Genomic DNA, 24,357 nt, shown 5'->3' on the forward strand with positions numbered 1-24,357 from the left:
CCCAATCTAATCAGCCGATCCGCGCCTCGCCACATCCATCCTCCGGGTCGACCCCTCGACCACAGAAAAGAACCCTCGGGCACGGGTAATACGGGCGCTCATATCGGCCCGTGTGAAATGCTTCACAGTATTACGAACGCGATCCTGCCATGATCACCCTCGTGAGCTATTGGTTTACCCAACGCGGGGGATGCTTGCCCGGGCCTATGTTTATGTCGTGACTGACGGTGAGCGGACCAACTGGTAGCCTGACATGACCCAGCGGGCGCTCCAAGCGTTTGCTGGGTCAATCCTGCTTCATGCAAATTCCATGATGACCGCATCGACGGCGAGGCTGTCACCCGGCTTTGCATTCAGCCTGGCAATGGTCAAATCGCGCTCCGCGCGCAACACGTTTTCCATCTTCATTGCCTCCACCACAGCCAGTGTCTCTCCGGCTTTCACCTCTTGCCCCTCGGCGACTGCGATCGAGACGACGAGCCCAGGCATCGGGCACAGCAGCAGCTTCGAAGTGTCGGGCGGCAGCTTCACCGGCATCAACCGCTCCAGCGCTGCTGTCTGCGGCAACATAGCCTGCGCTGCGACCGACATCCCTTTCCAGGCGACACGGGTACCGTTCGGCAAAGGCCGCAACTGCGCGGCGATCTTCTGCTTGCCAACCGCGCCGCGCCACACTGGTTCGCCCGGCCGCCAGTCCGACGTCACCGTAAGTGCCTTGCCCCCTTCAATCGACAGATCAAGCTCCATCGGAATGGAGATCATGCCTTCGAGCACCGTCGCCGACAGATAGTCCTCCCCTAGTTTCACCACCCAGTCGCGCTTGAGCGCGCCGGAATGCGGTGCCAACCGGCCGCTGAGGCGGTCGAGCCGGTCGCGGCGCAACAGTTCCGCCGCTGTCGCGATGGCCGCCAGCACGGCCTTGTCTTCGGAATTTGGCGCGATCGGCGCGAATCCGTCCGGATATTCCTCGGCAATGAACCCCGTGGAAAGCCGCCCTTCCCGCCAGCGCGGGTGCTGCATCAATGCGGAGAGGAACGGCAGATTGTGCTCGATACCGTCAACCACGAACTCGTCCAGCGCTTCCGACATGGCATCGATCGCCTCGATGCGTGTCGGTGCCCAGGTACAGAGCTTGGCGATCATCGGATCGTAGAACATCGAGATTTCGGAGCCTTCCGTGACACCGGTGTCGTTACGCACGACAACGTCGCCGAAGCGACCTTCTTCCGGTGGCTGATAGCGCGTCAGGCGGCCAATCGACGGCAGGAAATTGCGATACGGATCTTCGGCATAAAGCCGGCTTTCGACCGCCCAGCCGTTCAGCTTCACATTGCCCTGGCCAAAAGCCAGTTTTTCCCCGGCAGCGACGCGGATCATCTGCTCGACCAGATCGATGCCGGTTATCAACTCCGTCACCGGATGCTCAACCTGCAATCGGGTATTCATTTCAAGGAAATAGAAATTTTTGTCCTTGTCGACGATGAACTCGACAGTGCCGGCACTCTGATAGTCGACCGCCTTTGCCAGCGCCACCGACTGCTCGCCCATGGCCTTTCTGGTTTTCTCGTCGAGGAAAGGCGACGGTGCCTCCTCGACCACCTTCTGATTGCGGCGCTGGATCGAACATTCACGCTCGCCGAGATAGACGGCATTGCCATGTCCGTCGGCAAGGACCTGGATCTCGATATGGCGTGGATCGACGACGAACTTCTCGATGAAGACACGGTCGTCTCCGAAGGAGCTCTTGGCTTCCGAGCGGGCGCGATCGTAGCCGTCGCGCACCTCTTCTTTCGTCCAGGCGATGCGCATGCCCTTGCCGCCGCCACCGGCGGAGGCCTTGATCATCACCGGATAGCCGATTTCGCCGGCGATGCGCTCGGCATGATCCGCGTTTTCGATGACGCCCAGGAACCCAGGAACCGTCGAAACCTTGGCGGCATTGGCGAATTTCTTCGATTCGATCTTGTCGCCCATGGCGTTGATCGCCTTGGGCTTGGGGCCGATGAAGATGATGCCTTGCGCTTCCAGCGCTTCACAAAAAGACGCCCGTTCCGAGAGGAAACCGTAACCGGGATGCACCGCTTCGGCGCCGGTCTCCTTGCAAGCTTCGATGATCCTGTCCGCGACCAGATAACTCTGCGCGGCCGGCGCCGGACCGATATGAACCGCTTCATCCGCCATCTCGACATGAACGGCATCCCGATCGGCATCCGAATAGACCGCCACGGTGGCGATTCCCATCCTGCGCGCCGTCTTGATGACACGGCAGGCAATCTCGCCGCGGTTGGCGATCAGGATCTTCTTGAACATGGATGCCGCGTCCTCCGCTAAGTCCTTACCTTTTATGGAGTCCGGAGCGCCTGCTCAAGCCGCAGTCATTTGCTAAGCCGGTGTTCGAAAGTTGAAGACCGGCGATATCCGCAAGCCGGTCTTCGAGATCATCGTCGTGCGGCCGCCGTATTCGGCCGTCTACTCCAGCCATTCGGTAATGAAGGCGCCGGCAAGATGGACATCGGTGCTCTCGAAACGTCCAGGACCAAGGTTGGAGAATTTATGTGGAACATCAGCAGGAACGACCAGGATCTGCCCGGCCGTTGCTTCGATTGTCTTGTCCCCGATGGTGAACAATCCCCGCCCTTCCCTGACGACGAAGACCTCCGCATAGGGATGTTTGTGCAATTTCGGTCCGTCACCGATCTGGTCGGAACTGTAGAAGATCACGGAGACCTCCGCACCATAGGCTCCGGCTTGGAATTCCCCATGCAGGACATCCGGCTTTTCAACCCATTGCTCGCGCTCGATCACATGTGCCATGGTCGCTCCGTCTCGCTTGCCGGCGCCGACCTTAGACCAAGATCTCGTGTGCCGGAACATTGCCCAGGGACTTCACAAGCACCGGAATGATTTGATGGCCGAAGCTGACTACAGCGTTGACGTGCGCACGCTCGATGAATTCTCGCCAAGAGAACTCTATACGATGCTCAAGATGCGGACTGACGTCTTCGTGGTCGAACAGAAATGCCCCTATCCTGAACTCGACGGTGCTGATCCCAATACCTTGCATCTGCGCCTGTTGTCTGGCGGTGCGTTGCTGGCCAGCGCCCGCATCGGCAAGCCATCCAAGGCAGGCGATCCGGTCGTCATCGGCCGGGTCGTCGTCTCGCCAGCCCATCGCGGCAAACGCCTGGGGGACGCCTTGATGAAAGAGACGATCGCAGCGTGCGAACGGCTCTTTTCCGGTCATCCGATCGTGCTCTCGGCCCAGAGCCATCTGCAACGCTTCTATGAAGCGTTCGGCTTCATGGCCGTTTCGGAGGAGTATCTGGAAGACGACATCCCGCATATCGATATGGAACGCAGATTGACAGCAGCAGCCAAGTGACCACGACCACGCCCATGACAGTCTCAATCTATGTCGACGCCGACGCCTGTCCGGTGAAAGACGAGGTGATCAAGGTTGCCGAACGACACGGTGTGGCCGTCACGTTCGTCTCGAACGGCGGGCTACGCCCGTCGAGAGATCCGATGATCCGCAACGTGGTCGTCAGCAAAGGCGCGGATGCCGCGGACGACTGGATCGTCGAGAATGCTGCACCGAACGATGTCGTCATTACCGCCGATATCCCGCTCGCCGCACGGGCCGTCGCGCTCGATGCCCATGTGCTCGGGCCGACCGGACGCCCCTTCACACCTGAAACGATCGGCATGGCGGTCGCGATGCGTGATTTGAAACAGCACCTGCGCGAGACCGGTGAGAGCAAGGGTTACAATGCCGGCTTCACCCCGCAGGATCGCTCGCGTTTCCTGGGTGAGCTTGACCGAATCTTGCGACGCGCGCTCAAATCGGCAGCACCAAGCTGAAGCCAGCAGGTTGCGGTCATGAAACTATTGATTGGCAAATCCACGAACCGCCTGCTGCCTTTCGCGGCGGCGGCCTGCGTGGGGCTCGTTGCGCTGGCGGTAGCGCGGCAATTCCAACTCGCCATCGCGTATTCGATCGGCGCGGACGCCTTCTTCCTTGTCTATTTTGGTCTGATGCTGGCGCGCATGCCCTATCTGACGGCGGAGCATCTCCGACGCAAAGCGCGTGTCGATGATCTACCGGTCTTCATTATCTTTGCCGTTACCGTTGCGGTCATCGCCGTTGTTGTCGGCTCGCTCTTCCTGATCGTCAATGACGACCACAAGCATTCATCGGCGGAACTGCTGACATCGCTGATCTCGCTGCCGCTCGGCTGGCTGACGATCCACACCATGGCGGCGTTTCACTATGCCCATGTCTATTGGCGTGACGACGACGAGGTGCGCGATGCAAAGGGCAGACCGGTGCGCCAGCCGGTTGGCGGTCTCGATTTTCCCGGCGACAAGCCACCCCAGGGCTGGGATTTCTTCTACTTCGCCATCGTCATCGGCATGACCGCGCAAACTGCGGACACCGGTGTCACCACAACCCGCATGCGCAAGCTGGTGATCCTGCATTCGCTGATCACCTTCCTGTTCAACACGGTCATCGTGGCGGCGGCCGTCAATGTCGCCGTCACGCTCGGTAACTGACGCGAGCCGCGCACAAAATCGTGATGGCGTGAAACAAGACGAGGCTGAGGCTCGTATTACCATGCGAAAACCACTCGCGAGCCGTATCATGCGGCAGAAGGGGCCGGGCATGGACGCGATTGCCAGCATCGACGAAAGCGAAGAAGCCCAGGCAGGCCGGTCAGGAAAAGGCCCGCTCGTCTATCGGCAGAATCGCTGGACCCGACTGACACACTGGATCTGGGCTCTTGCCTTGTTCTTCCTGCTGCTCAGCGGCCTGCAGATTTTCAATGCCCGGCCGCAGCTCTACATCGGCAAGGAATCGGGTTTCGGCTACAACAACACGATCCTGAGGATTGGCGCCGAGGATACGGATCGAGGTCCGCGCGGGTTCACCGAAGTCCTCGGATATCGTTTCGATACCACAGGCGTTCTCGGCTGGTCGGGACCACCCGGCAACGAACGTGCACGCGCGTTCCCATCCTGGGCCACCGTCCCGTCCTACTACGATCTCGGCACCGCACGGGTCATCCACTTCTTCTTTGCCTGGACCTTGAGCGCGACTCTACTCATCTGGCTGCTTGCGGGGCTGTTCAACGGCCACATTCGGCGTGATCTCGCACCGCGTTCCGCCGACATCCGCAACTTGCCTCGCGACGTTGCCGACCACGTCCGACTGCGTTTCCATCACACCGGCCGCTACAACACCCTGCAAAAACTTGCCTACGGAGGCGTGCTGTTCGGTCTTCTGCCGCTGATGATCCTGACCGGCCTTGCCATGTCACCCAGCATGAACGCGGTCTTGCCTTTCCTCAACGAAGTTCTTGGTGGGCGGCAAACGGCGCGCACCATCCACTTCACGGTCATGGTGCTGCTCGTCCTGTTCTTTCTCGTGCACATGGTGATGATCCTCGCTGCAGGGCCGATCAACGAACTGAGATCCATCATCACCGGTTGGTACCGGACCGATCCGCCTGGCGGCGGGACAGATGCGACCGGACGGAGCGCGTAAAATGGCCAAGTTCCAAATCAGCCGTCGAAAGTTCCTGACCGCAGCCGGCCTCGGGGCATCCGGCATCGTGCTTTCCGGCTGCGATGCCTTCGACGACCAGCTCGGCATGGGTGATGGCCTGCGCAATTTCCTGGAAGGGGCGAACGGCCTGACCTACCGGGCGCAACGCCTGCTGGCTGACCGCGACACACTGGCGCCGGAATTCACCGAGGCCGATATCCGCCAGCCAATGCGGCCGAACGGTATCACTGCTCCTGACGACGATACCTATAAGGGCCTGCTCACAAACAACTTCGCCGACTGGCGACTTGAGGTCTCCGGTCTCGTGGAAAAGCCGTTGTCGCTGACACGCGAGCAACTGACTGCCATGCCGAGCCGTACCCAGATCACCCGCCACGACTGTGTCGAGGGCTGGAGCTGCATTGCCAAATGGACTGGAACGCCTCTCTCACTGGTGCTCGACCAGGCCGTGGTGAAGCCGCAGGCGCGTTACGTGATGTTTCATTGCCTCGATACCATCGACCGCAATCTCTCTGGCGACATCAAATATTATGGCTCCATCGATCTGATCGACGCGCGCCATCCGCAGACCATTCTGGCGTATGGCCTCAACGGCAAGCCACTGCCCGTGGAGAACGGCGCACCGCTGCGCGTGCGGGTCGAACGCCAACTCGGCTACAAGATGCCGAAATACATCCAGCGCATCGAACTGGTGGATTCCTTCACCAATTTCGGCGGCGGCCGTGGTGGCTACTGGGAAGACAACGGCTATGACTGGTATGGCGGCATCTGACCCCTGCAGCCCGCCAGCATTGCGGCAGAAAACAAAAAAGCGGGGTTGAAACCCCGCTTCCTCGTCCGCCGAAAAATTCACCGCCGGTCCATCCGCGGTCGATGAAATCCTTCGACGCTTGTCTTATAGCCACTCAATACAACAACTAGGTGACAAGCTGGCGCGATCTTCGGCCGATTTTGGTTAAGCATTCGTTACATTAGAGCATTTCCGTTTTCACGGAAACGCAGAAACGCTCTAACTCTTTGTTTTTACGCAATTCCGGACGGAAAACCGTAACATTTTTCCTGGAATTGCTCTAGATTCAGCCTCGTTCGATCCGGCACTGAAAGCAGTTGTTGCGCGCCGAACGCATATGCAGATAGGCGACATCCTCGCGCTCCAGAAGCATTCGCGCCCGCTCGGCGATCTCCGGCGTCGGCACCACGGCGCCTGTTCCGTAAACGATACGATTGTCGGCGCTGTATCCACGTACGATGTAGTCCGCGGTTTCCAGGAACAATTCCGGAATGGTCACCGCCTCCTCGGCGCGTTCGCATTCCTCGGCATGCAAAAAGATCGGTCCGGTCTCGGCGTAGGGTTGCAGCTCTGGGAATGGCCGATAGGCGAGGATCAGATATGCCTCGCCGGCCGGGACATTCTTCAGGCAGTGCCGGCACGGTACGCCATCACCGTCGGAAATCCTGCGTTCTGGTATATGGCCATAGGCATCCGGCCCACCTTTTTGCAGTGCCTTCACGGTTGCAGTCGGTAAAGCTTTGAACAGGACGGTCATGAGTTCGGATCTCCGGTTTTCTTGACCGCAGCCTATGACCGCCGGCAGGCGCTTCCCACCCGAAACCTGCCTTTCGAGCGACCTCAAACGAGTTCGTCGATTTTCCTTCCGAAAGCCCTTAGCGGATGAAATCGTCGAAGCGGCGCAGTGTGACACGGCGATTGCGCCAATTCTCGTTTTCGGTCGGGACCAGAAGGAATTCCTCGCCATAACCGACTGTTTCCAGCGCATAGCCCGGCACACCGAATTCGCGCACGAGGGCCCGCTTCAGCGAGGACGCACGTCGTTCCGACAATGCCTGGTTCGACGCAAATGAACCCACGGCGTCGGTGTGACCCTCGATGAGCACACGGGCATCGGGATCTCGGCGCAAGGTACGGCGCAGGCCGTCAGCGATGATCTCGACCTTCCGGTATTGCGACGGCTCAATAGCAGCCGACCCGAAGGCGAAATTGATGGATTGAATGTCGATAGACGGCGCCATACGGCGCAGATCAGGCCGGCGCTTGAATTCACGGATGGTGACGCGCTCGTTCGGGCGCAGCTTCATGCGCGGTGCCGCTTCCAGTTTGCGTTCGATCTGCGCGGCAGACGGTGTCTGTGCCTGCGCGAAGGCGAGGCTTGGCAGCGCAATCGAAGCAATCATCGCAGCGGCGACGGTACGGCGAGAGATCATGCTTGGCTCCTGGGAAAATTATGGCCGGATCGATGTCGTCCGTACCATGGCAGAGCCAGTCTGAAGCCGGCATGAACGCGCTGTTCAGCAGTCCCCGCGCAATTCCAGGAAAAGTGTGCGCGGTTTCCGTCCGGAATTGCGCAAAACAAAATTAGAGCGTTTCCGTGAACAACGGAAACGCATTAACGCATGACGCTGGCCGATCGCTCGACGAAAGACATCGGTCGCACGACTTCCTTCTTCTGCGCTACCGGTTTGAAGCCGAGTTTCTGGTAAAGCGGCAACGCGGCCGGATGGTCGAGCGTGCAGGTTTGCACGGTTATCCGCTTCGGCCCATGCGACCAGCAAGCCTCGATCGCCGCACCCAGGAACCAGCGGCCGATGCCCTGCCCCGTCGCATGCTCCATCATGCCGAAATAAGCGAGCTCGGTTTCTCCCGGCAGATGCGGCTTGACGTCGAAGAAACCTGCCGGCGCGCCGTCGAGATAGAGCACACGGATGTCGCGGTCCTCGCGGTGCAAGCCGGCGGCCAGTTCCTCGTCGTCAAGCTTGAGCACGTTGACCCAATGCCATTTGCGCCCGACACGATCCTGCAGATAACGATAGAAATGCAGCGGGATCATCCGCGTCTTCAAAAGCGCGATCTGCCGGTTGTAGGGCAGCGGCGGGTAGTATGCCGGCGGCACGTTCATCTCGAGGAACGTCACCGTGACGTCGATCCGATCCTGATCGTCGGCACTCATGTGCTTAACGGCCCTTGCCCGTCTCGACCGGCGTGTCCAGCAGACCGCCCCACTCCGTCCAGGAACCGTCATAGAGCCGGTTGTCGGTATGGCCGAGCGTTTCCAGCGCCAGCGTGATGACGGCAGCCGTGACGCCGGAGCCACATGAAGTGACGACCGGTTTCGACAGGTCGATCCCCGCCTGTTCGACAATCTCACGCAATTTCGACTTCGGCAGCAGCACGCCGTTTTCCGAAAGTACGCTGTAAGGCAGGTTATGCGCGCCAGGCATATGGCCTGCACGCACGCCGGCGCGCGGCTCTGGCTCGGCACCGGCGAAACGGCCTGGCGAACGGGCATCCGCGATCTGGGTTTCACCGCCGGCGACGATGCGACGCATGTCTTCGAGCGAGGCCATCCGGGACGCGTCGAAATCGGCATGGAAGATGCCGGGCGCGATCTTGGTCGGTTCAGCCGTCACCGGATGCCCTTCGGCCTTCCAGCGATCGAAGCCGCCGTCGAGGATGTAGGTCTGGAATACGCCCATGACGCGGAACATCCACCACGCGCGCGGCGCTGAAAAAAAGCCAGGACCGTCATAAACCACGATCGTGTCGTCGGCCGAAATGCCCATGGTTCCGACATACTGGGCGAAGTCCCGCGGCGAAGCCAAGGTGTGCGGCAGCGGCGAATCCTGGTCGGACACAGCATCCTGATCGAGAAAGACGGCACCCGGAATATGCGCGGCGTCATATTCGCTGCGGGCGTCCCGCTTCTGCGCGGGCAGATACCAGGAAGCGTCGACGATCGACAGACCCGGCTGCCCGAGCCGCTGCTCAAGCCAGTCCGCGTCGACGGTAAAGGGGCTGTCCTCGGCCATGCTGTTCTCCCAGATGTTAGAGCGGAATGCGGTCGAGATGTATCAGCATTTCGCTCCATCTATTTGTTTCGTCGTACGATCTTGTCCGAAAAAACTGCAACTTTCAGGGATCGTGCTCCAGCACCGACACGGTCAGGTGGCAGGTAAAGGCCCGAACCGGATGCGGAAGCGCCGGTTCTCGCGGCCCTTCTTTTCGATCTTGCCGATATGAATCTCGCCGACTTCGCCTGTACGCGCAACATGGGTGCCGCCGCAAGGCTGGCTGTCCACCGAAGCGCCCTCGCCGATCAGCACGAGGCGGATACGACCGGTGCCGCTCGGTGGGCGCACATTCTTCGACTTCACCAGGCCGGGATTGGCGGCCAGTTGCTCGTCGGTGATCCACTCGATGGAAATAGGATGATCCGCCCGTACCAGTTCCATCAGCTTTGCCGTCACCTCTTCCTTGGAATAGCCGGTCTCGGGAATATCGAAATCGACACGCGAATCGTCTTCGGCAACGGCCGCGCCGGTAATGGGAAACGGGCACACGACGCTGAGCAGATGGCAGGCCGCATGCATGCGCATGAGCAGGTAGCGGCGGTCCCAATCGATGACGGCTTTCAGCTTTTCCCCGACAGCCGGGACCGACTGGCCTGGTGCCGGAACGTGGATGATCTCGTCCTTGGTCTCGCCGGTCACCGTAGCGGCGATCGCAACGCGGCTGCCATCCGTCCGCTCGAAATGGCCCGTATCGCCGGGCTGGCCGCCGGACGTTGCGTAGAAGACGGTGCGATCAAGGATGATGCCGCCGCGATCGTTGATGGCCACCACGGTCGCTTCCAGATCCTTCAGATAGGAATCGTCGCGAAACAGCGCCTCGGTCTTGAAGGCCATTATGCAACCTGCTCGAACGGCACAGGGATGCTGCTCACCGCCTCCATCCAGTCCGGTGTCGGCAGGTTCTTGCTGCGCAGGAATTCCGGATTGAACAGTTTCGACTGGTAGCGCGTGCCGTAGTCGCACAGGATGGTCACGATGGTATGACCGGGTCCGAGTTCGCGGGCCAGGCGAATGGCGCCGGCAATGTTGATGCCGGTCGAACCACCGACACACAGCCCCTCTTCTTGGATCAGGTCGAAAACGATGGGCAATGCCTCTTCGTCCGGAATCTGGAAGGAGAAGTCCGGGGTGAACCCGTCGAGGTTGGCGGTGATGCGTCCCTGTCCGATGCCCTCCGTGATCGAGCTGCCTTCGGCCTTCAGCTCGCCGTTGGTGTAGAAGGAAAAGAGCGCCGCCCCCAGGGGATCGGCCAGCGCGATCTTGACGTCCTTGCTCTTGCCCTTGAGGCCGGCGGCCACGCCGGCCAGCGTGCCGCCAGAACCAACGGCGGAAACGAAACCGTGGACCTTGCCGCCGGTCTGCGCCCAGATCTCCTCCGCAGTGGTGCGGATATGGCCATCGCGATTGGCGACATTGTCGAACTGATTGGCCCAGATCGCACCGTTCGGCTCGCTTTTCGCCATCTGTTCGGCGAGGCGACCGGAAAGTTTCACATAGTTGTTGGGGTTCTTGTACGGGACCGCCGGAACCTCGATCAGTTCGGCGCCAAGCAGCCGGATGGTATCCTTCTTCTCCTGGCTTTGCGTGTCCGGAATGACGATGACCGTGCGATAGCCGAGCGCCTTGGCGACCAGGGTGAGCCCGATGCCGGTGTTACCGGCTGTGCCCTCGACGATGACACCGCCCGGTTTCAGAAGACCGCGTTGCTCCGCATCGCGGATAATGAAAAGCCCGGCGCGGTCCTTGACCGACTGACCGGGGTTCATGAACTCGGCTTTGCCCAATATCTCGCAGCCGGTCTCTTCCGAGGCGCGGTTGAGGCGGATCAGCGGCGTATTGCCGATGGCGTCAATCACCGAACGGTGCATGGGGAATCCTTCTCGTGTCAGCGAGGAACCCTAGAAACGCTGGCTTGCCGTTTCAAGGCTCGAATTGACCTGGACCAGTTGCATCCGCCATTGCAACCTGACGAATGAACGAAAACATCAGTCCAAACTAAAATAGTGGGCATCCAAGAACATGCTTTCCTTTCGACTTCCGCACGGCTAGATGACCCATTGAAAGAGCTTTCGGGACACTGAATGACACTCTATCGGGCCAACCCGAAAGACGGCGTTGCCTGGATCACCGGGGGCAGTTCCGGCATCGGCAGGGAACTTGCGAAGGAATTGGCGTCGAAAGGCTTCATCGTGGCGGTCACCGCCCGCGAGGAAGACCATATCGGCCTGCTGATCACGGAAACGGCTTCCCTGCCCGGCCGGATCGTTGCCTTTCCATGCGATGTCACCGATGAACAAGGCATGGCCGACACCGTCGTCGCCATAGAGGCCGATCTCGGCCCGATCGTGCTCGCCGTCTTCAACGCCGGCAGCTACACGCAGGTTGCCGGCGACAACCTGTCGGTGCGCAAATTCCGCCGCACCTTCGATGTCAACGTCATGGGCATCGTGCATGGGCTCGTGCCGACAGTGAAGTTCATGCGCAAGCATGGCCGCGGTCATATCGTCATGGTTGGCTCGATCAGCGCCTATTTCGGCTGGCCGACGACAGCCGCCTACGGCGCCACGAAGGCCGCCATCAATGTCATGGCGCAGTCGCTGAAATTCGATCTCGACAAGCTGAACATCCGGGTCCAGGTGATGAACCCCGGTTTCATCGACACACCGATGACGCAGAAGAACGGCGTTCGCCTGCCGGCAATCATTTCCTCGACCTGCGCCGCCGACAGGATGATGCGAGGCATTGAAACGGGTGGTTTCGAGATCACCTTCCCGCGCCGTTTCACATTGTGTCTCAAGGTGCTCGGCATGCTGCCGCATCCGCTCCGCCACTGGTTCCTCAACCGGATGACAGGATGGGGCGACAGGCCGTTGAGTTTCGGCCGCAAGCCACGCCAACCCATCTAGGGGGACGTGTTCAGGCATCCCGCCCACCCGTTGCTTGTAGCCAGCCACCACAATAGTTTGCGCCGATCGTTCTGGAGTTTGTCATGGGGCGCCGTATCGCGGTGATGTTCCTCGGCCTGATCATCCTGATCGCCCTGGCGGCTTTGTTGGGGCCGCGCGTACCGGTCGACACCAAAATCCGCTTCGACCCTTCGAAGATCGGCGACGATCCACAGGCTTATCTCATTCGCGAGGAAGCCAGGGTGCCGAACATTCGCGACGGGTTGGAAAAGGAGATCGTCTGGGCCAACCCGATGATTCAAGCCAGGACGCCGCTTGCCGTGGTCTATATTCATGGCTTCTCGGCCTCCAAGGAAGAAACCCGTCCACTGGCCGACAAGGTGGCGGAAGAACTCGACGCTAACCTGTTCTACACGCGCCTGACCGGCCACGGCCGGGATGGTCCAGCCATGGCTGAAGGCAACGTCAATGCCTGGATCAACGACTATGAGGAAGCGCTCGCCATAGGCCGGACAATCGGTGACAAGGTAATTGTCATCGCGACCTCCACAGGCGCTTCGCTCGCGACGTGGGCAGCGACCCAACCGGACGCCTCGAAGGATGTCATAGGCATGGCGCTCCTCTCGCCAAACTACGGCGTACAGGCTTCCGGCGCCGAGATGCTGTTATGGCCATGGGGCAAGCAGCTGGCAGAGTTGATCATCGGCAAGGAACGTTCGTTCGTGCCACGCAACGCCCTGCACGAAAAGTACTGGACCTGGCGCTATCCCACCACGGCGCTGCTGCCGATGGCCGCGTTGACCGAACTCGCCTATCGGGCGCCGGTCGGGGATGCCAAGGTGCCAGCACTTTTCATCTTCTCAAACGATGACAAGGTGGTGCGTGCGGAGCGGACGCGCGAAATCGCCTCGCGCTGGGGTGCTCTGCATGAAGAAGTGCCTGTCGACAACAGCGGGGACCCCGACAACCACGTCATCGCCGGCAACGTGCTGTCGCCCGGCACGACCGATTTCATCGCCCAACGGATTGTCGTGTGGGTAAAGGCATTGATGGACGACGTGCCGCCCGCCATGCACCGGATGGAGCGTCGACAAAGGCCGACGCTCCAAAACAATAAGATCCCGACGCCGCCTCAGATGGCGGCGGTGATGATGATCTCGACAAGGTACTGCGGGCCAGCCAGCTTGGCCTCGCCAGTGGCGCGGGCCGGCGTGTTGCCCTGCGGCACCCAGGCATCCCACTCCTTGTTCATCTCGGCGAAGGTGCCCATGTCGGAGAGCCAGATGATCGCCTGCAGGATCTTGGTCTTGTCGGTGCCGGCCTTTGCGAGCAATGCATCGACGGTCGCCAGGATATCCTTGGTCTGTTCGCCGACGGTCTTGCCCTCGCCGACCTGACCGGCGAGATAGGCGGTATTGCCGTGGATGACCACCTGGCTCATGCGGGGGCCGACATCGATGCGACGAACGCTCATGGATATGTCCTTTCCTGATTGGAAAGGCTTCTTTAGAGAGCGCCTCGCCCCCCGACAAGGTCAAGGACAACGAATAGGGCCGCAGGCGCAATCAGTCATCTCCGCTGTCATAGCGTGCTGCGCTTCCAGCGAACTTTACAGCTTTTTTCGCAGTCCGTGTTGACACATGTAATAACATAACATACGACCTCTTTCGTAAGAGCACGGACTACCATGAGCCAAGCCGCCCTCACCTTTCGCGACCTCACCCTCGGCTATGGCAGCCACCCCGCCGTTCATCACCTGAACGGGACTGTCCAGAAAGGTTCGCTGACCGCCGTTGTCGGCGCCAATGGCTCAGGCAAGTCGACCCTCATGAAAGGCATCGTCGGAGCGCTCCGGCCGATGGCTGGCGCCGTCGTCGAGATGCCGGGCATACGTATTGCCTATCTGCCGCAACAGTCCGAGCTCGACCGCAGTTTCCCCGCGCGGGTCGTCGATCTGGTCTCGCTCGGCCTTTGGCCACGCCGAGGCCTGTTGAGCCGGCACACTGCGGAGGATCGCGCGTCGGTCAGCAAGGCGCTCATGGCGGTCGGCCTTGAAGGATTTGAGCCCCGCGCGTTGGACACGCTTTCCGGCGGCCAGTTGCAGCGTGCGCTGTTCGCCCGTGTGCTGGTGCAGGACGCCGATCTCATCCTGCTCGACGAGCCGTTCAACGCCATTGACGCCAAGACGGTTGGTGATCTGATCGCGTTGATCAAACGCTGGCACGGCGAAGACCGCACGGTGATGGTGGTTGCGCACGACCTCGAATTGGTTCGGCAGAACTTTCCCGAAACGCTGCTGCTCGCGCGCCGCACGGTGGCCTGGGGCAACACGTCCGCGACATTGAGTGCGGAAAACATGCTGCGTGCCCGCAGGTTCCACGAAGCCTGGGAAGATGACGCGCCCTGGTGCGAGCCGGACGGTCATGACCATGGCCACGACGATCATGGGAACGACCACGCGCACCACGACCACCATCACGATCATCCTGCAAGGCAGAGGGCGGCATCGTGAATTCGCTCTACGCCTTCTTCATTGCCCCCTTTGCCGACTTCGCCTTCATGCAACGGGCCTTGGCCGGTTCGCTGATGTTGTCGCTCGGCGCATGCCCGGTCGGCGTCTTCCTGATGCTGCGGCGCATGAGCCTTTCCGGCGATGCCATGGCGCATGCCATCCTGCCCGGTGCTGCCGCCGGTTTCCTGTTCTACGGGCTGGAAATCCTGCCGATGACCGTCGGCGGACTGATCGCCGGCGTCATCGTCGCACTCGGTGCCGGCGCGGTTTCGCGCTTTTCCATTCAGCGCGAAGATGCTTCGATGGCGGCGTTCTACCTGATCTCGCTGGCGATCGGCGTGCTGATGGTTTCGATCCGCGGCTCCAGCATCGACCTGATGCACGTGCTGTTCGGTACCGTGCTGGCGCTCAACAATGAGGCGCTGGTCCTGATTGGCGGCATTGCCGTGGTCACGCTGGTCGCTCTTTTCGTTTTCTGGCGGGCGCTCGTGGCGGAATGCCTGGATCCGCTATTCCTGCGTTCGGTCAGCAGGCTGGGCAGCCCAGTGCATTTCATTTTCCTCGGACTCGTGGTGCTCAACCTCGTCGGAGGATTCCAGGCGCTTGGCACCCTGCTCTCCGTCGGCCTGATGATCCTGCCCGCCGCCGCCGCCCGTTTCTGGAGCCAGCGCGTCGGACCGATGTGCGTGCTCGCCGTCGCACTCGGCTTTGCCTCCTGCGCTGCCGGACTTCTGCTGTCCTACCATGCGGCGCTGCCGTCCGGCCCGGCCATCATCCTCTCTGCCGGCGCCGCCTATATCGCTTCCATCCTGGCTGGACCGCGCGGCGTGCTGCGCTCGCGCCTCGTCCACCACCGCCACAGAACCGCCTGACCGTTCAAAGGAGTTGGCCATGCTTAAATCGATCCGTCGCGCCCTGATGTTGAGCGTTATAACATTAACAACCATCACCGCGGGGCATGCCTTCGCCGAACCTTTGAAGGTCGTCGCCAGCTTTTCGATTATCGGCGATTTCGCTAAGAATGTCGGTGGCGATCGTGTTGATGTGACGACGCTGGTCGGCCCGGATGGCGACGCCCATGTCTACGAGCCAAGCCCGGCTGACGCCGTCTCTATGGCCTCCGCCAAGCTTGTCCTCGTCAACGGCCTGCACTTCGAGGGCTTCCTGCAGCGCCTAGTCGAGGCAAGCGCCAGCAAGGCAAGCATTGTCGAACTGACCAAGGGCATCACCCCGATCGACTTCAAACCGGAATTCGCCGAAGCCGAGGAAGCCGAAGGCAGCCATGAAGGTCACAACCATGGCTCAACCGATCCGCATGCATTCCAGTCGGTCGTGAACGCCAAGGTCTATGTGAAGAACGTCGCCGATGCCTTCTGCAATGCCGACAACGCCGGCTGCGACACCTACAAGGCCAACGCCGCCGCCTATACCGAAAAGCTCGACGCCCTGGACAAGGAGGTGCGCGAGGCGATTGCCGCAATCCCGCAGGAGAAGCGTGTCGTCATCACCTCGCATGACGCATTCGGCTATTTCGAGCACGAATACGGACTGACTTTCCTGGCACCACAGGGACTTTCGACTGAATCCGAACCCTCGGCCGCCGACGTTGCCAAGCTGGTCGAACAGGTGAAGCAGCAAAAGGCTGCGGCGATCTTTGTCGAAAACATCACCAATCCGCGCCTGATCGAACAGATCTCGGTCGAGACGGACGTCAAGGTGGGCGGCACGCTCTATTCGGACGCCTTGTCGAAGGCTGACGGTCCGGCCGCGACCTACATCGACCTGATGCGCAACAACATCAAGCAGATAAAAGGCGCCATCCTCGGCAGCTAGAGAGTAACTCTCACGTATCCATCGATCTAGCTGATCGGCATCACTTTCCTGGCGGAAGGGATCCCTTCCGCCTATTTTCGGCATCGACATGTTATTAGATAACATTACAGGAGAATTCCATGAGACGCCTTCTGGCCGCAGCCTCGATCGCCGCGCTTGCTGTGAGTATGGCCACAACCTCGTCCCTCGCCGAGGAAAAAACCGCATGGCGCCTGTTTGTCTCGGATCACAGCGAACCGGTCATCAACGTCGTCGATGCCCTCACCGGCAATAAGATCGAGACGCTATCGGTGAAAGGACCAGCCTCGCTGTATCGCAGTAACAGCGGCCGCACCGTGTTTGCCGTGCAAGGCAAAGCCGACGCTGTGTCCGCCGTCTCCACCGGCATCACCTTCGAGGACCATGGCGATCACGGAGATATCGAAGTCACGGCGCCCAGGCTGACGGGAACGGAGATCACCGGAACGAAGCCATCGCATTTCGTCGAGCATGGCGGCGAATTCGCATTGTTCTTCGACGGTGAAGGCGCCGCCCGGATCCTCGACGAAAAAACGGCTCTCGAAGGTGGGACGAGCGTCCGCGAGATAAAGGCCGAGGCACCGCATCACGGTGTTGCCGCGGTCTATGGTGACTATGTTATGTTGTCGGAACCCAACAAGGAAAAGCCAGACGAGCTGCCGGTCGGCATCCGTGCCGTCGACAGTGCAGGCAAGCAGGTCGGCGACATCCACGCTTGTCCGGACCTGCATGGCGAGGCGACGTCCGGCAACGTTCTCCTCTTCGCTTGCGCGAGTGGTATCTTGCTGGTTCGCGATGGAGATCAGGCGCCGTCCATCGAGCACATCGCCTACCCTGCCAGCTTGCCGTCCGGAAAGGTGACGACGCTGCTCGGTGGCAAGGGCCTGCAATATTTCCTCGGCAACTACGGCGCTGACCGACTGGCGCTTATCGACCCTTCGGCCAAAGATATGTTCCGGCTGGTCGACCTGCCGACACGACGCGTGCATTTTGCAGTGGATCCGATCCGGCCTCGCTTCGCCTATGCCTTCACCGAAGACGGCCAACTCCATCAGGTCGACATCGTCGCGGGCAAGATCACGCAGTCCGTGAAGCTGACCGACCCCTACTCGATGGACGGCCATTGGAGCGATCCGCGCCCTCGCGTCGCAGTTGCTGGCGACCGCATCGTCGTCACCGATCCGTTGAAGGCCCAACTCCATCTCGTCGACGCAACAAGCTTTGCAAAGACGGGCGACATCCCGCTCGCCGGCAAGCCTTTCAACATCGTCGCAGTCGGTGGCTCAGGCGAAACACACGCAACCGAATAGCCTCCTCCCAAGGCTAGAGCGTTTCCGTTTTTCACGGAAATACGGAAACGCTCTAACCGCGCCGCTGCCGCCTGACAAAATCGACAAAGGCTCGCAGTGGCGCGGGCACGTGCCTGCGGCCCGGATAGTAGAGAGACGGGCCGGGAAACGGCGGCAACCAATCATCCAGCACGCTGACCAGACGGCCAGCCTCGATGTCCTGCCGCACATACTCCTCGAAAGTCGCCCAGAAACCGACGCCATCCAGGCAGGCGCGCCGTTGCGAAGTGATGTTGCTGGACAGCAGCCTGGCTTGCGGCTCGATCTTCTCAAGCACGCCGTCACGTTCGAATTCCCATGGCAGTTTCATTCCGCTCGGAAACTGTGTGCGAATACAGGGACGCCCAAGCAGGTCGCGCGGCTTCAGGATCGGAGCACCTGCCGCGATGACGGATGGCGTGGCCACCACGACATAGCGTTGTGGTGGACTGAGCGGGATGGCGATCATGTCCTGCGCCAGGCTTTCCCCCCAGCGCACGCCGGCATCGAACCCGGCAGACACGATGTCGATAAAAGCCGTCTCGGCGACGATCTCCGCTCGTATGCGGGGGAACGCGTCGAGAAACGGACCGAGAAGGGGCGCAAGCACAAGATCGATCGCCGGCTGTGGAGCGTTGATGCGCAGCGTACCGTTGGGGCTGTCACTATCCGACTGCAGATGATCGACGGCCGATATGATGTCGGCAAGCGCCGGCGTCAACCGTTCGAGCAACCGCGTGCCGGCCTCGGTCGGCGCGACGCTGCGTGTCGTGCGATTCAGCAGCCGCAGGTCGAGCGCGGCCTCCAGATCGCGCACCTGCTGGCTGAGTGTCGAGGCGGACACGCCGCGTTCAACGGCAGCTGCCCGGAAATTACGGCGGCGGGCAACGGCGGCAAAAGCGGCGAGCAGATTGAGATCGATCGGCATTGTGCGAAAATCCACACAGTCTATTTGGAAAAGATCACCTTATCGCACAGTGTAGCATGCGCCATCTTTTCGGACACGCCTCGATCATCGGTTCAACGCGAAAGGAATGGCCATGCGCGAACACACTCTTGGAAATAACGGACCTGTCGTCTCACGCCTGGGACTCGGCTGCATGGGCATGTCTGATCTCTATGGTCCAGCGGACCGGGCTGAAAGCCTGGCGACGTTGCATGCCGCGCTGGATGCCGGCGTCACGCTTCTCGACACCGGTGATTTTTATGGCATGGGTCACAATGAAATGCTGATCGCCGAAGCGCTCGCCACGCGCGGCGGCGGCAAGGTTGCACTAAGCGTCAAATTCGGCGCGCAGCGTGGTCCCGACGGAGGTTGGCTTGGCTTCGATACCCGACCGAATGCGGTCAAGACTGCGGCTGCCTACAGCCTGAAGCGACTGGGAGTCGAGGCAATCGACGTCTACCGGCCAGCACGGCTCGATCCGAATGTGCCTATCGAAGAAACGATCGGCGCTATCGCCGACCTCGTCAAGGCGGGTTATGTCAAGCATATCGGCTTGTCGGAGGTAGGCTCCGAAACCATTCGCCGCGCTGCCACCGTGCATCCGATTGCCGATCTGCAGATCGAGTATTCCCTGCTTTCGCGCAATATTGAGGACGGCATTCTCGACACGTGCCGCGAACTCGGCATTGGCATAACCGCCTATGGCGTCCTGTCGCGCGGGCTGATCAGCGGCCACTGGGACAGAACCAAGGCCACGGCTGCGACGGACTTCCGCAGCCATAGCCCACGGTTTCAGGGCAACAATCTCGATCGCAATCTCAAGCTGGTCGAGGCTCTGCGCCAGGTCGCGGAAACGCGTGGTGCCAGCGTGGCGCAGATCGCCGTTGCGTGGGTGCTGGCACGGGGCAACGATATCGTGCCACTGATCGGTGCCCGCCGCCGGGATCGTCTGGCCGAAGCACTCGGTGCGCTCGACCTTGCTCTTTCTACCAGCGACATCGCTGCCATCGAGGCAGCGGCGCCCAAGGGCGCGGCAGCCGGTCAGCGCTACACCGAACATCAGATGGCGATGCTGGATAGCGAACGGGCGGCCTGAGCCGCGGTGGCCAAGGGTTCGCAGCAGCGCCGATCGGGATGATCGGCGCTGCCCCAATACGCCAAGGTTGCGGCCCATCGCTCGGAATGGCATGACAGGCCAAATATGCCATCCTGCTCCGGAGCTGCCCCATGAATGTCCGTCAGATTTCCGAAACTTATTCCGTCTCGCCGCAGATCAGCGTCGAGGACGTTGCGGCGATCAAGGCCGCCGGGTTCAAGAGCGTGATCTGCAATCGCCCCGACAATGAGGATCCCGGCCAGCCGAGCGCCGATGAGATCAAGGCCGCGGTTGAGGCCGCAGGACTGGAATTCCGCTGGGTGCCTGTCATCAGCGGCCAGATGACGGCACAGAATGTCGAGGACCAGGCCCAGGCTCTGGATACTCTGCCCGAACCGGTTTTCGCCTACTGCCGTTCCGGTACCCGCTGCACCAACCTCTACGCTGCCGTACAGCAGTTGAAGGGCTAAATCAGATCGGCAGCGCACCGGTCTCCTTCAGCGTTTCCAGCACGATCGCCGTTTTCACGTGCTGCACGGATTCGTGTGGCAACAGCTCGTTGTTGACGAATTCCGACAGCGATTTCAGGTCAGGCGTGACGACTTTGAGGATGTAGTCCATCTCGCCGGTCAATGCGTGCGCTTCCTGCACCTCAGGCAGGCGCTTGACCAGTTCGGCGAAGCGGCGGGCATTGTCACGGTTGTGCGTGGCAAGCGTCACGGTGATGACGTTGACCAGCGAGAAGCCCAACTTGTCGCGGTCGAGCACCGCTTGGTAATTGCGGATGTAACCCTCCTCCTCCAGCCGCTGTCGCCGACGCGAACATTGCGAAGCCGAGAGGTTCACACGTTCCGACAAATCGTTATTGGTAAGCCGCGCATCGCCTTGCAAAAGAGCCAATATCTTGCGGTCAAACTGATCAATGCGCGCGCCTTCCGCCATCTCGCCCTCATTCATGCACGAAACGCGCACATTATGATGGAGGCGCATACCCGAATGCAAGCACCGTGCGGGCCATCGGGCATATACTCGGCGGAACTGGAGACGAACCGGAGGATTTGCCATGGGTCCCTTCCCGCACGACGCACCGCCCGCCACCATCAGCGAAGCCAATCCCGCCGGTACCGATGGTTTCGAATTTGTCGAATTCGCCCATCCGGAGCCTGAAAAGCTCGCCGAGCTGTTCGCCCGCATGGGGTACACCGAGGTTGCCAGGCACAAGACCAAGAACATCTCGGTCTGGCGCCAGGGCGACATCAACTACGTCCTCAACGCCGAGCCCGGCTCGCATGCCATGAAGTTCGTCGACGAACACGGCCCCTGCGCGCCGTCGATGGCGTGGCGCGTGGTCGACGCCAGGCACGCCTTCGAGCACGCCGTTTCCAAGGGCGCCAAGCCCTATGAAGGCACCGACAAGGCGCTCGATGTGCCCGCCATCGTCGGCATCGGCGGCTCGCTGCTCTACTTTGTCGAGAAATACGGCGCCAAGGGCTCGGCCTATGACGCCGAGTTCGACTGGGTTGGCGAGACCAATCCGAAGCCGGCCGGTGTCGGCTTCTATTTCCTCGACCACCTCACCCACAATGTCTACCGCGGCAACATGGACAAGTGGTGGGATTTCTATCGCGACCTGTTCGGTTTCAAGCAGATCCACTTCTTCGACATCGATGGCAAGATCACCGGCCTCGTCAGCCGCGCCATTACCTCGCCCTGCGGCAAGATCCGCATTCCGCTGAACGAATCCAAGGACGATACCAGCCAGATCGCCGAGTACCTGAAAAAGTACCGGGGAGAAGGCATCCAGCACATCGCGGTCGGCACCGATGACATCTACGCCGGCACCGACAGGCTCGCCGACAACGGGCTGAAGTTCATGCCTGGCCCGCCCGACACTTACTACGAGATGTCACATGCCCGCGTGAACGGCCATGACGAGCCGGTCGAGCACATGAAGAAGCATGGCATCCTGATCGACGGCGAAGGCGTGGTGAATGGCGGCACGACCAAAATCCTGCTGCAGATCTTCTCCAAGACCGTGATCGGACCGATCTTCTTCGAATTCATCCAGCGCAAGGGCGATGAGGGTTTCGGCGAAGGCAATTTCCGCGCCTTGTTCGAATCGATCGAGCAGGACCAGATCAAGCGCGGTGTGCTCAAGGTGCAGGCTGCCGAATAGGCCAGGCAGCCACCGGTTCAAAGGTCGGGCGCGTCAGAGCAATTCCAGGAAAAGTGCGCAGCGGTTTTCCGTCCGGAATTGCGTAAAAACAAAGAGTTAGAGCGTTTCCGCGTTTCCGAGAAGATCGGAAAACGCTCTAGAGTCCCAGGCGCTCGGCCTCTTTTTTCCTGAGTTTGATATCATAGTCGAGCAGGAACTCGTCGAGTTGCGGCGGCTTGACCGACGTGCTGGAAAGCATGGCATGCACCTGCCCGCGATGATGAATTTGGTGCAGGAACAGATGCGCCAGCAGATCACCGATGCGCTCGGGAATGATGCCGTCGTCGCCCCGGTCGGTCGGCACGCGCCGGTCAGGGTCGGGTTTGGTCAATTCTTCGCAAAACGACATCAGCCGGCGGTCGGTCTCGGCCTGCACCGCCGCCAGTTTGACGGGCATCTCGAAATCCGTCCAGCCGTCGAAAACGGCGAGCCCAACACCACCCTCTTCCACCATGTCCAGATAGTAGAGATCGACCGACAGGATATGGTTGAGCGTCGCCTTGATTGATGGAAAGAAGCCCGCGCGCCCGGCTTCGAACTCCCCAGGCTTCAGTGCCGTCACAGCCCGATAGAGGCGATCATTGGACCAGAGATTGTTCGCGGCCATGCGGTGGAAATGATCGATCAGGTCCATCGCCGCTCCCTTGTCGCTCGTCGGTGGTCACTTCTGGTACTTTTCCACCTTTTGCTCGATGGCGCCGAAGATCGAATGCCCGGCCTTGTCCTTCATTTCGATGCGCACCGTATCGCCGAAACGCAGGAATGGGGTTTTCGCCTCGCCGCTCTCGATGGTTTCGATCACACGCTGTTCCGCAATGCAGGAATAGCCGGAGCCACCTTCGGCAACAGGCTTGCCTGGGCCACCGTCCTTTTTGTTGGAAATCGTGCCGGAGCCAATGATGGCCCCCGCCGAAAGTGGGCGGGTTTTGGCCGCGTGCACGATCAGGGCCGGAAAATCGAAAGTCATGTCGATGCCGGCATTGGCGCGTCCGAACGGCTTTCCGTTGAGGTCGACACAAAGCGGAAGATGCAGCTTGCCGCCATCCCATGCATCACCGAGTTCATCGGGCGTGACCGTCACCGGCGAAAAGGCCGACGACGGCTTCGACTGGAAGAAACCGAAACCTTTGGCAAGCTCCGGTGCCGTCAGCGTGCGCAGCGTGACGTCGTTGACCAACATGACCAGGCGGATCGCATCGCGCGCCTGATCCTTGTCTGCGCCCATCGGCACGTCATCGACGATGACGGCAACTTCGGCTTCGAGATCGATACCCCAGGCCTCATCGGCCATGCGGATCGGATCGCGCGGGGGTACAAAGGTGTCCGATCCGCCTTGATACATCAGCGGATCGGTCCAGAAGCTTGCCGGCATTTCGGCATTGCGTGCCTTACGCACCAGTTCGACGTGATTGACGTAAGCCGAGCCGTCGGCCCACTGGTACGCACGCGGCAGCGGCGAATGAGCGTCGTGCTCATGGAAACGCTCCGTGGGTACGGAACCATGCTCGAGCGACTCGGCCAGCGCGGCCAGATGCGGGGCAATGCGGCGCCAGTCATCGAGCGCGGCCTGCAAGGTCGGCGCGAGAAACGAGGCGTCGGTCAGGCGCGTCAAATCGCGAGACACGACGACAAGCTTTCCGTCGCGCGTCCCGTTCTTCAAGGTGGCAAGCTTCATTCAGTTCCCCTTATCGCTCCATGAAGACTTTGAACCCACCATAGATCAGCCGCTTCATATAGGTAGGCATATTTTGCATGCCCGGCTGCAATCGCGGGTCCTCCATCACTTTCTTCATCACCTCGTCACGGTGTTCGCGCGATTTGTAGGTGACGTAGGAAAATACAATTGTGTCACCTGCTTCCTTCTTCACCGCAAGCGGGAAAGAGGTGACCTGGCCATCTGGCACATCATCGGCTTCGGCTTCGACATAAGACAACGCGCCATGCTCCATCCAGACCACGGCGGCGAGATCGACGTTTTTCCGGTATTCCTCCATCTCCGCCTGCGGCACCGGCAGAACAAAGCCATCGACATAGGTCATGATGCGTCTCCTTTTCGGGTTTTGACGATCC

27 protein-coding genes and 1 pseudogene are annotated in these 24,357 nt (G+C 60.6%); 14 read left to right on the forward strand and 14 right to left on the reverse strand.

Annotated elements, in window-relative coordinates; genetic code table 11:
* Positions 1-297 precede the first annotated feature (297 nt).
* Both AO692_RS15745 and AO692_RS15750 read right to left on the reverse strand, forming a co-directional pair.
* Complete coding sequence (locus AO692_RS15745; RefSeq protein ID WP_054310991.1) at positions 298-2,310, reverse strand: acetyl/propionyl/methylcrotonyl-CoA carboxylase subunit alpha; 2,013 nt, start codon at positions 2,308-2,310, stop codon at positions 298-300.
* Between the two features lie 159 nt (positions 2,311-2,469).
* On the reverse strand, positions 2,470-2,814 hold the full coding sequence (locus AO692_RS15750; protein WP_054310992.1) for a cupin domain-containing protein: 345 nt from the start codon (positions 2,812-2,814) through the stop codon (positions 2,470-2,472).
* A 94-nt stretch (positions 2,815-2,908) separates the two neighbouring features.
* Here AO692_RS15750 and AO692_RS15755 point away from each other — a divergent pair, with 94 nt between their 5' ends.
* The 5 genes from AO692_RS15755 (at position 2,909) to AO692_RS15775 (ending at position 6,338) form a co-directional block, all read left to right on the forward strand.
* Entirely contained in the window at positions 2,909-3,382 is a 474-nt protein-coding gene (locus AO692_RS15755) for a GNAT family N-acetyltransferase (protein ID WP_054310993.1), read from the forward strand.
* A gap of 14 nt (positions 3,383-3,396) precedes the next feature.
* The gene (locus AO692_RS15760; protein WP_054311219.1) at positions 3,397-3,861 is read left to right on the forward strand and encodes a YaiI/YqxD family protein; all 465 of its coding nucleotides are present in this window, start codon (positions 3,397-3,399) and stop codon (positions 3,859-3,861) included.
* 18 nt (positions 3,862-3,879) lie between these two features.
* The gene (locus tag AO692_RS15765; RefSeq protein ID WP_054310994.1) at positions 3,880-4,554 is read left to right on the forward strand and encodes a DUF1345 domain-containing protein; all 675 of its coding nucleotides are present in this window, start codon (positions 3,880-3,882) and stop codon (positions 4,552-4,554) included.
* Between the two features lie 109 nt (positions 4,555-4,663).
* Positions 4,664-5,545 (forward strand): cytochrome b/b6 domain-containing protein, encoded by an 882-nt coding sequence (locus AO692_RS15770; protein WP_082407407.1) that lies wholly within the window; start codon positions 4,664-4,666, stop codon positions 5,543-5,545.
* A gap of 1 nt (position 5,546) precedes the next feature.
* The gene (locus tag AO692_RS15775) at positions 5,547-6,338 is read left to right on the forward strand and encodes a molybdopterin-binding protein (RefSeq protein WP_054310995.1); all 792 of its coding nucleotides are present in this window, start codon (positions 5,547-5,549) and stop codon (positions 6,336-6,338) included.
* 304 nt (positions 6,339-6,642) lie between these two features.
* On the opposite strand, the gene AO692_RS15780 is transcribed toward AO692_RS15775, so the two are convergent.
* From AO692_RS15780 to AO692_RS15805, 6 genes are all read right to left on the reverse strand, one after another.
* Positions 6,643-7,113, reverse strand: coding sequence for a DUF1203 domain-containing protein (locus tag AO692_RS15780; protein WP_054310996.1), 471 nt, complete (start codon positions 7,111-7,113; stop codon positions 6,643-6,645).
* Positions 7,114-7,231: 118 nt separating this feature from the next.
* A complete protein-coding gene (locus AO692_RS15785) occupies positions 7,232-7,789 on the reverse strand; it encodes an OmpA family protein (protein WP_054310997.1) in 558 nt (185 codons plus the stop codon).
* A 182-nt stretch (positions 7,790-7,971) separates the two neighbouring features.
* Positions 7,972-8,532 (reverse strand): GNAT family N-acetyltransferase, encoded by a 561-nt coding sequence (locus tag AO692_RS15790; protein ID WP_054310998.1) that lies wholly within the window; start codon positions 8,530-8,532, stop codon positions 7,972-7,974.
* A 4-nt stretch (positions 8,533-8,536) separates the two neighbouring features.
* Complete coding sequence (gene sseA, locus AO692_RS15795; protein WP_054310999.1) at positions 8,537-9,391, reverse strand: 3-mercaptopyruvate sulfurtransferase; 855 nt, start codon at positions 9,389-9,391, stop codon at positions 8,537-8,539.
* Positions 9,392-9,523: 132 nt separating this feature from the next.
* Positions 9,524-10,267, reverse strand: a complete 744-nt coding sequence (locus tag AO692_RS15800) for an alanyl-tRNA editing protein (RefSeq protein WP_054311000.1) — start codon at positions 10,265-10,267, stop codon at positions 9,524-9,526.
* Positions 10,267-11,301, reverse strand: a complete 1,035-nt coding sequence (locus tag AO692_RS15805; RefSeq protein ID WP_054311001.1) for a cysteine synthase A — start codon at positions 11,299-11,301, stop codon at positions 10,267-10,269. The genes AO692_RS15800 and AO692_RS15805 overlap by 1 nt, the downstream gene beginning before the upstream one ends.
* Before the next feature lie 213 nt (positions 11,302-11,514).
* Here AO692_RS15805 and AO692_RS15810 point away from each other — a divergent pair, with 213 nt between their 5' ends.
* Positions 11,515-12,339 carry an SDR family NAD(P)-dependent oxidoreductase gene (locus AO692_RS15810; protein WP_054311002.1) on the forward strand — a complete coding sequence of 275 codons (825 nt, stop codon included), beginning with the start codon at positions 11,515-11,517 and terminating at the stop codon, positions 12,337-12,339.
* 83 nt (positions 12,340-12,422) lie between these two features.
* Positions 12,423-13,388, forward strand: a pseudogene (locus AO692_RS33935) (alpha/beta fold hydrolase); the annotation flags it as partial.
* 83 nt (positions 13,389-13,471) lie between these two features.
* On the opposite strand, the gene AO692_RS32300 reads toward AO692_RS33935, so the two are convergent.
* Positions 13,472-13,813, reverse strand: a complete 342-nt coding sequence (locus tag AO692_RS32300; protein ID WP_082407393.1) for a RidA family protein — start codon at positions 13,811-13,813, stop codon at positions 13,472-13,474.
* Positions 13,814-14,026: 213 nt separating this feature from the next.
* On the opposite strand from AO692_RS32300, the gene aztA reads away from it, so the two are divergent.
* The 4 genes from aztA to aztD all read left to right on the forward strand — a co-directional run bounded on the left by aztA (position 14,027) and on the right by aztD (position 18,012).
* Positions 14,027-14,851, forward strand: a complete 825-nt coding sequence (gene aztA / locus AO692_RS15820) for a zinc ABC transporter ATP-binding protein AztA (protein ID WP_054311003.1) — start codon at positions 14,027-14,029, stop codon at positions 14,849-14,851.
* On the forward strand, positions 14,848-15,723 hold the full coding sequence (gene aztB, locus AO692_RS15825) for a zinc ABC transporter permease AztB (protein WP_054311004.1): 876 nt from the start codon (positions 14,848-14,850) through the stop codon (positions 15,721-15,723). The genes aztA and aztB overlap by 4 nt, the downstream gene beginning before the upstream one ends.
* Positions 15,724-15,742: 19 nt before the next feature.
* Entirely contained in the window at positions 15,743-16,684 is a 942-nt protein-coding gene (gene aztC, locus AO692_RS15830) for a zinc ABC transporter substrate-binding protein AztC (protein ID WP_054311005.1), read from the forward strand.
* Between the two features lie 119 nt (positions 16,685-16,803).
* Positions 16,804-18,012 carry a zinc metallochaperone AztD gene (gene aztD / locus AO692_RS15835; protein ID WP_054311006.1) on the forward strand — a complete coding sequence of 403 codons (1,209 nt, stop codon included), beginning with the start codon at positions 16,804-16,806 and terminating at the stop codon, positions 18,010-18,012.
* Positions 18,013-18,064: 52 nt separating this feature from the next.
* On the opposite strand, the gene AO692_RS15840 is transcribed toward aztD, so the two are convergent.
* Positions 18,065-18,958, reverse strand: coding sequence for a LysR family transcriptional regulator (locus AO692_RS15840; RefSeq protein WP_054311007.1), 894 nt, complete (start codon positions 18,956-18,958; stop codon positions 18,065-18,067).
* A gap of 112 nt (positions 18,959-19,070) precedes the next feature.
* Between AO692_RS15840 and AO692_RS15845 the strand changes: the two genes are divergently transcribed.
* On the forward strand, positions 19,071-20,072 hold the full coding sequence (locus AO692_RS15845) for an aldo/keto reductase (RefSeq protein WP_054311221.1): 1,002 nt from the start codon (positions 19,071-19,073) through the stop codon (positions 20,070-20,072).
* Positions 20,073-20,203: 131 nt separating this feature from the next.
* Positions 20,204-20,542, forward strand: a complete 339-nt coding sequence (locus AO692_RS15850; RefSeq protein ID WP_054311008.1) for a TIGR01244 family sulfur transferase — start codon at positions 20,204-20,206, stop codon at positions 20,540-20,542.
* Position 20,543: 1 nt separating this feature from the next.
* Here the strand turns inward: AO692_RS15850 and AO692_RS15855 are convergent, their stop codons facing one another.
* Complete coding sequence (locus AO692_RS15855) at positions 20,544-21,014, reverse strand: Lrp/AsnC family transcriptional regulator (protein WP_054311009.1); 471 nt, start codon at positions 21,012-21,014, stop codon at positions 20,544-20,546.
* A gap of 121 nt (positions 21,015-21,135) precedes the next feature.
* Here AO692_RS15855 and hppD point away from each other — a divergent pair, with 121 nt between their 5' ends.
* Positions 21,136-22,248, forward strand: a complete 1,113-nt coding sequence (gene hppD / locus AO692_RS15860; RefSeq protein WP_054311010.1) for a 4-hydroxyphenylpyruvate dioxygenase — start codon at positions 21,136-21,138, stop codon at positions 22,246-22,248.
* A 136-nt stretch (positions 22,249-22,384) separates the two neighbouring features.
* Here hppD and AO692_RS15865 read toward each other — a convergent pair whose 3' ends face one another.
* From AO692_RS15865 to AO692_RS15875, 3 genes are read right to left on the reverse strand one after another with little or no spacing between them, the layout of a single operon-like run.
* Complete coding sequence (locus AO692_RS15865) at positions 22,385-22,921, reverse strand: DinB family protein (protein ID WP_054311011.1); 537 nt, start codon at positions 22,919-22,921, stop codon at positions 22,385-22,387.
* A gap of 27 nt (positions 22,922-22,948) precedes the next feature.
* Positions 22,949-23,962 (reverse strand): fumarylacetoacetate hydrolase family protein, encoded by a 1,014-nt coding sequence (locus AO692_RS15870; protein WP_054311012.1) that lies wholly within the window; start codon positions 23,960-23,962, stop codon positions 22,949-22,951.
* A 10-nt stretch (positions 23,963-23,972) separates the two neighbouring features.
* Entirely contained in the window at positions 23,973-24,326 is a 354-nt protein-coding gene (locus tag AO692_RS15875) for a DUF1428 domain-containing protein (RefSeq protein WP_054311013.1), read from the reverse strand.
* Positions 24,327-24,357: the final 31 nt, after the last annotated feature.

It is taken from the genome of Mesorhizobium sp. 1M-11 (assembly GCF_001303895.1).
GTDB lineage: Bacteria > Pseudomonadota > Alphaproteobacteria > Rhizobiales > Rhizobiaceae > Mesorhizobium.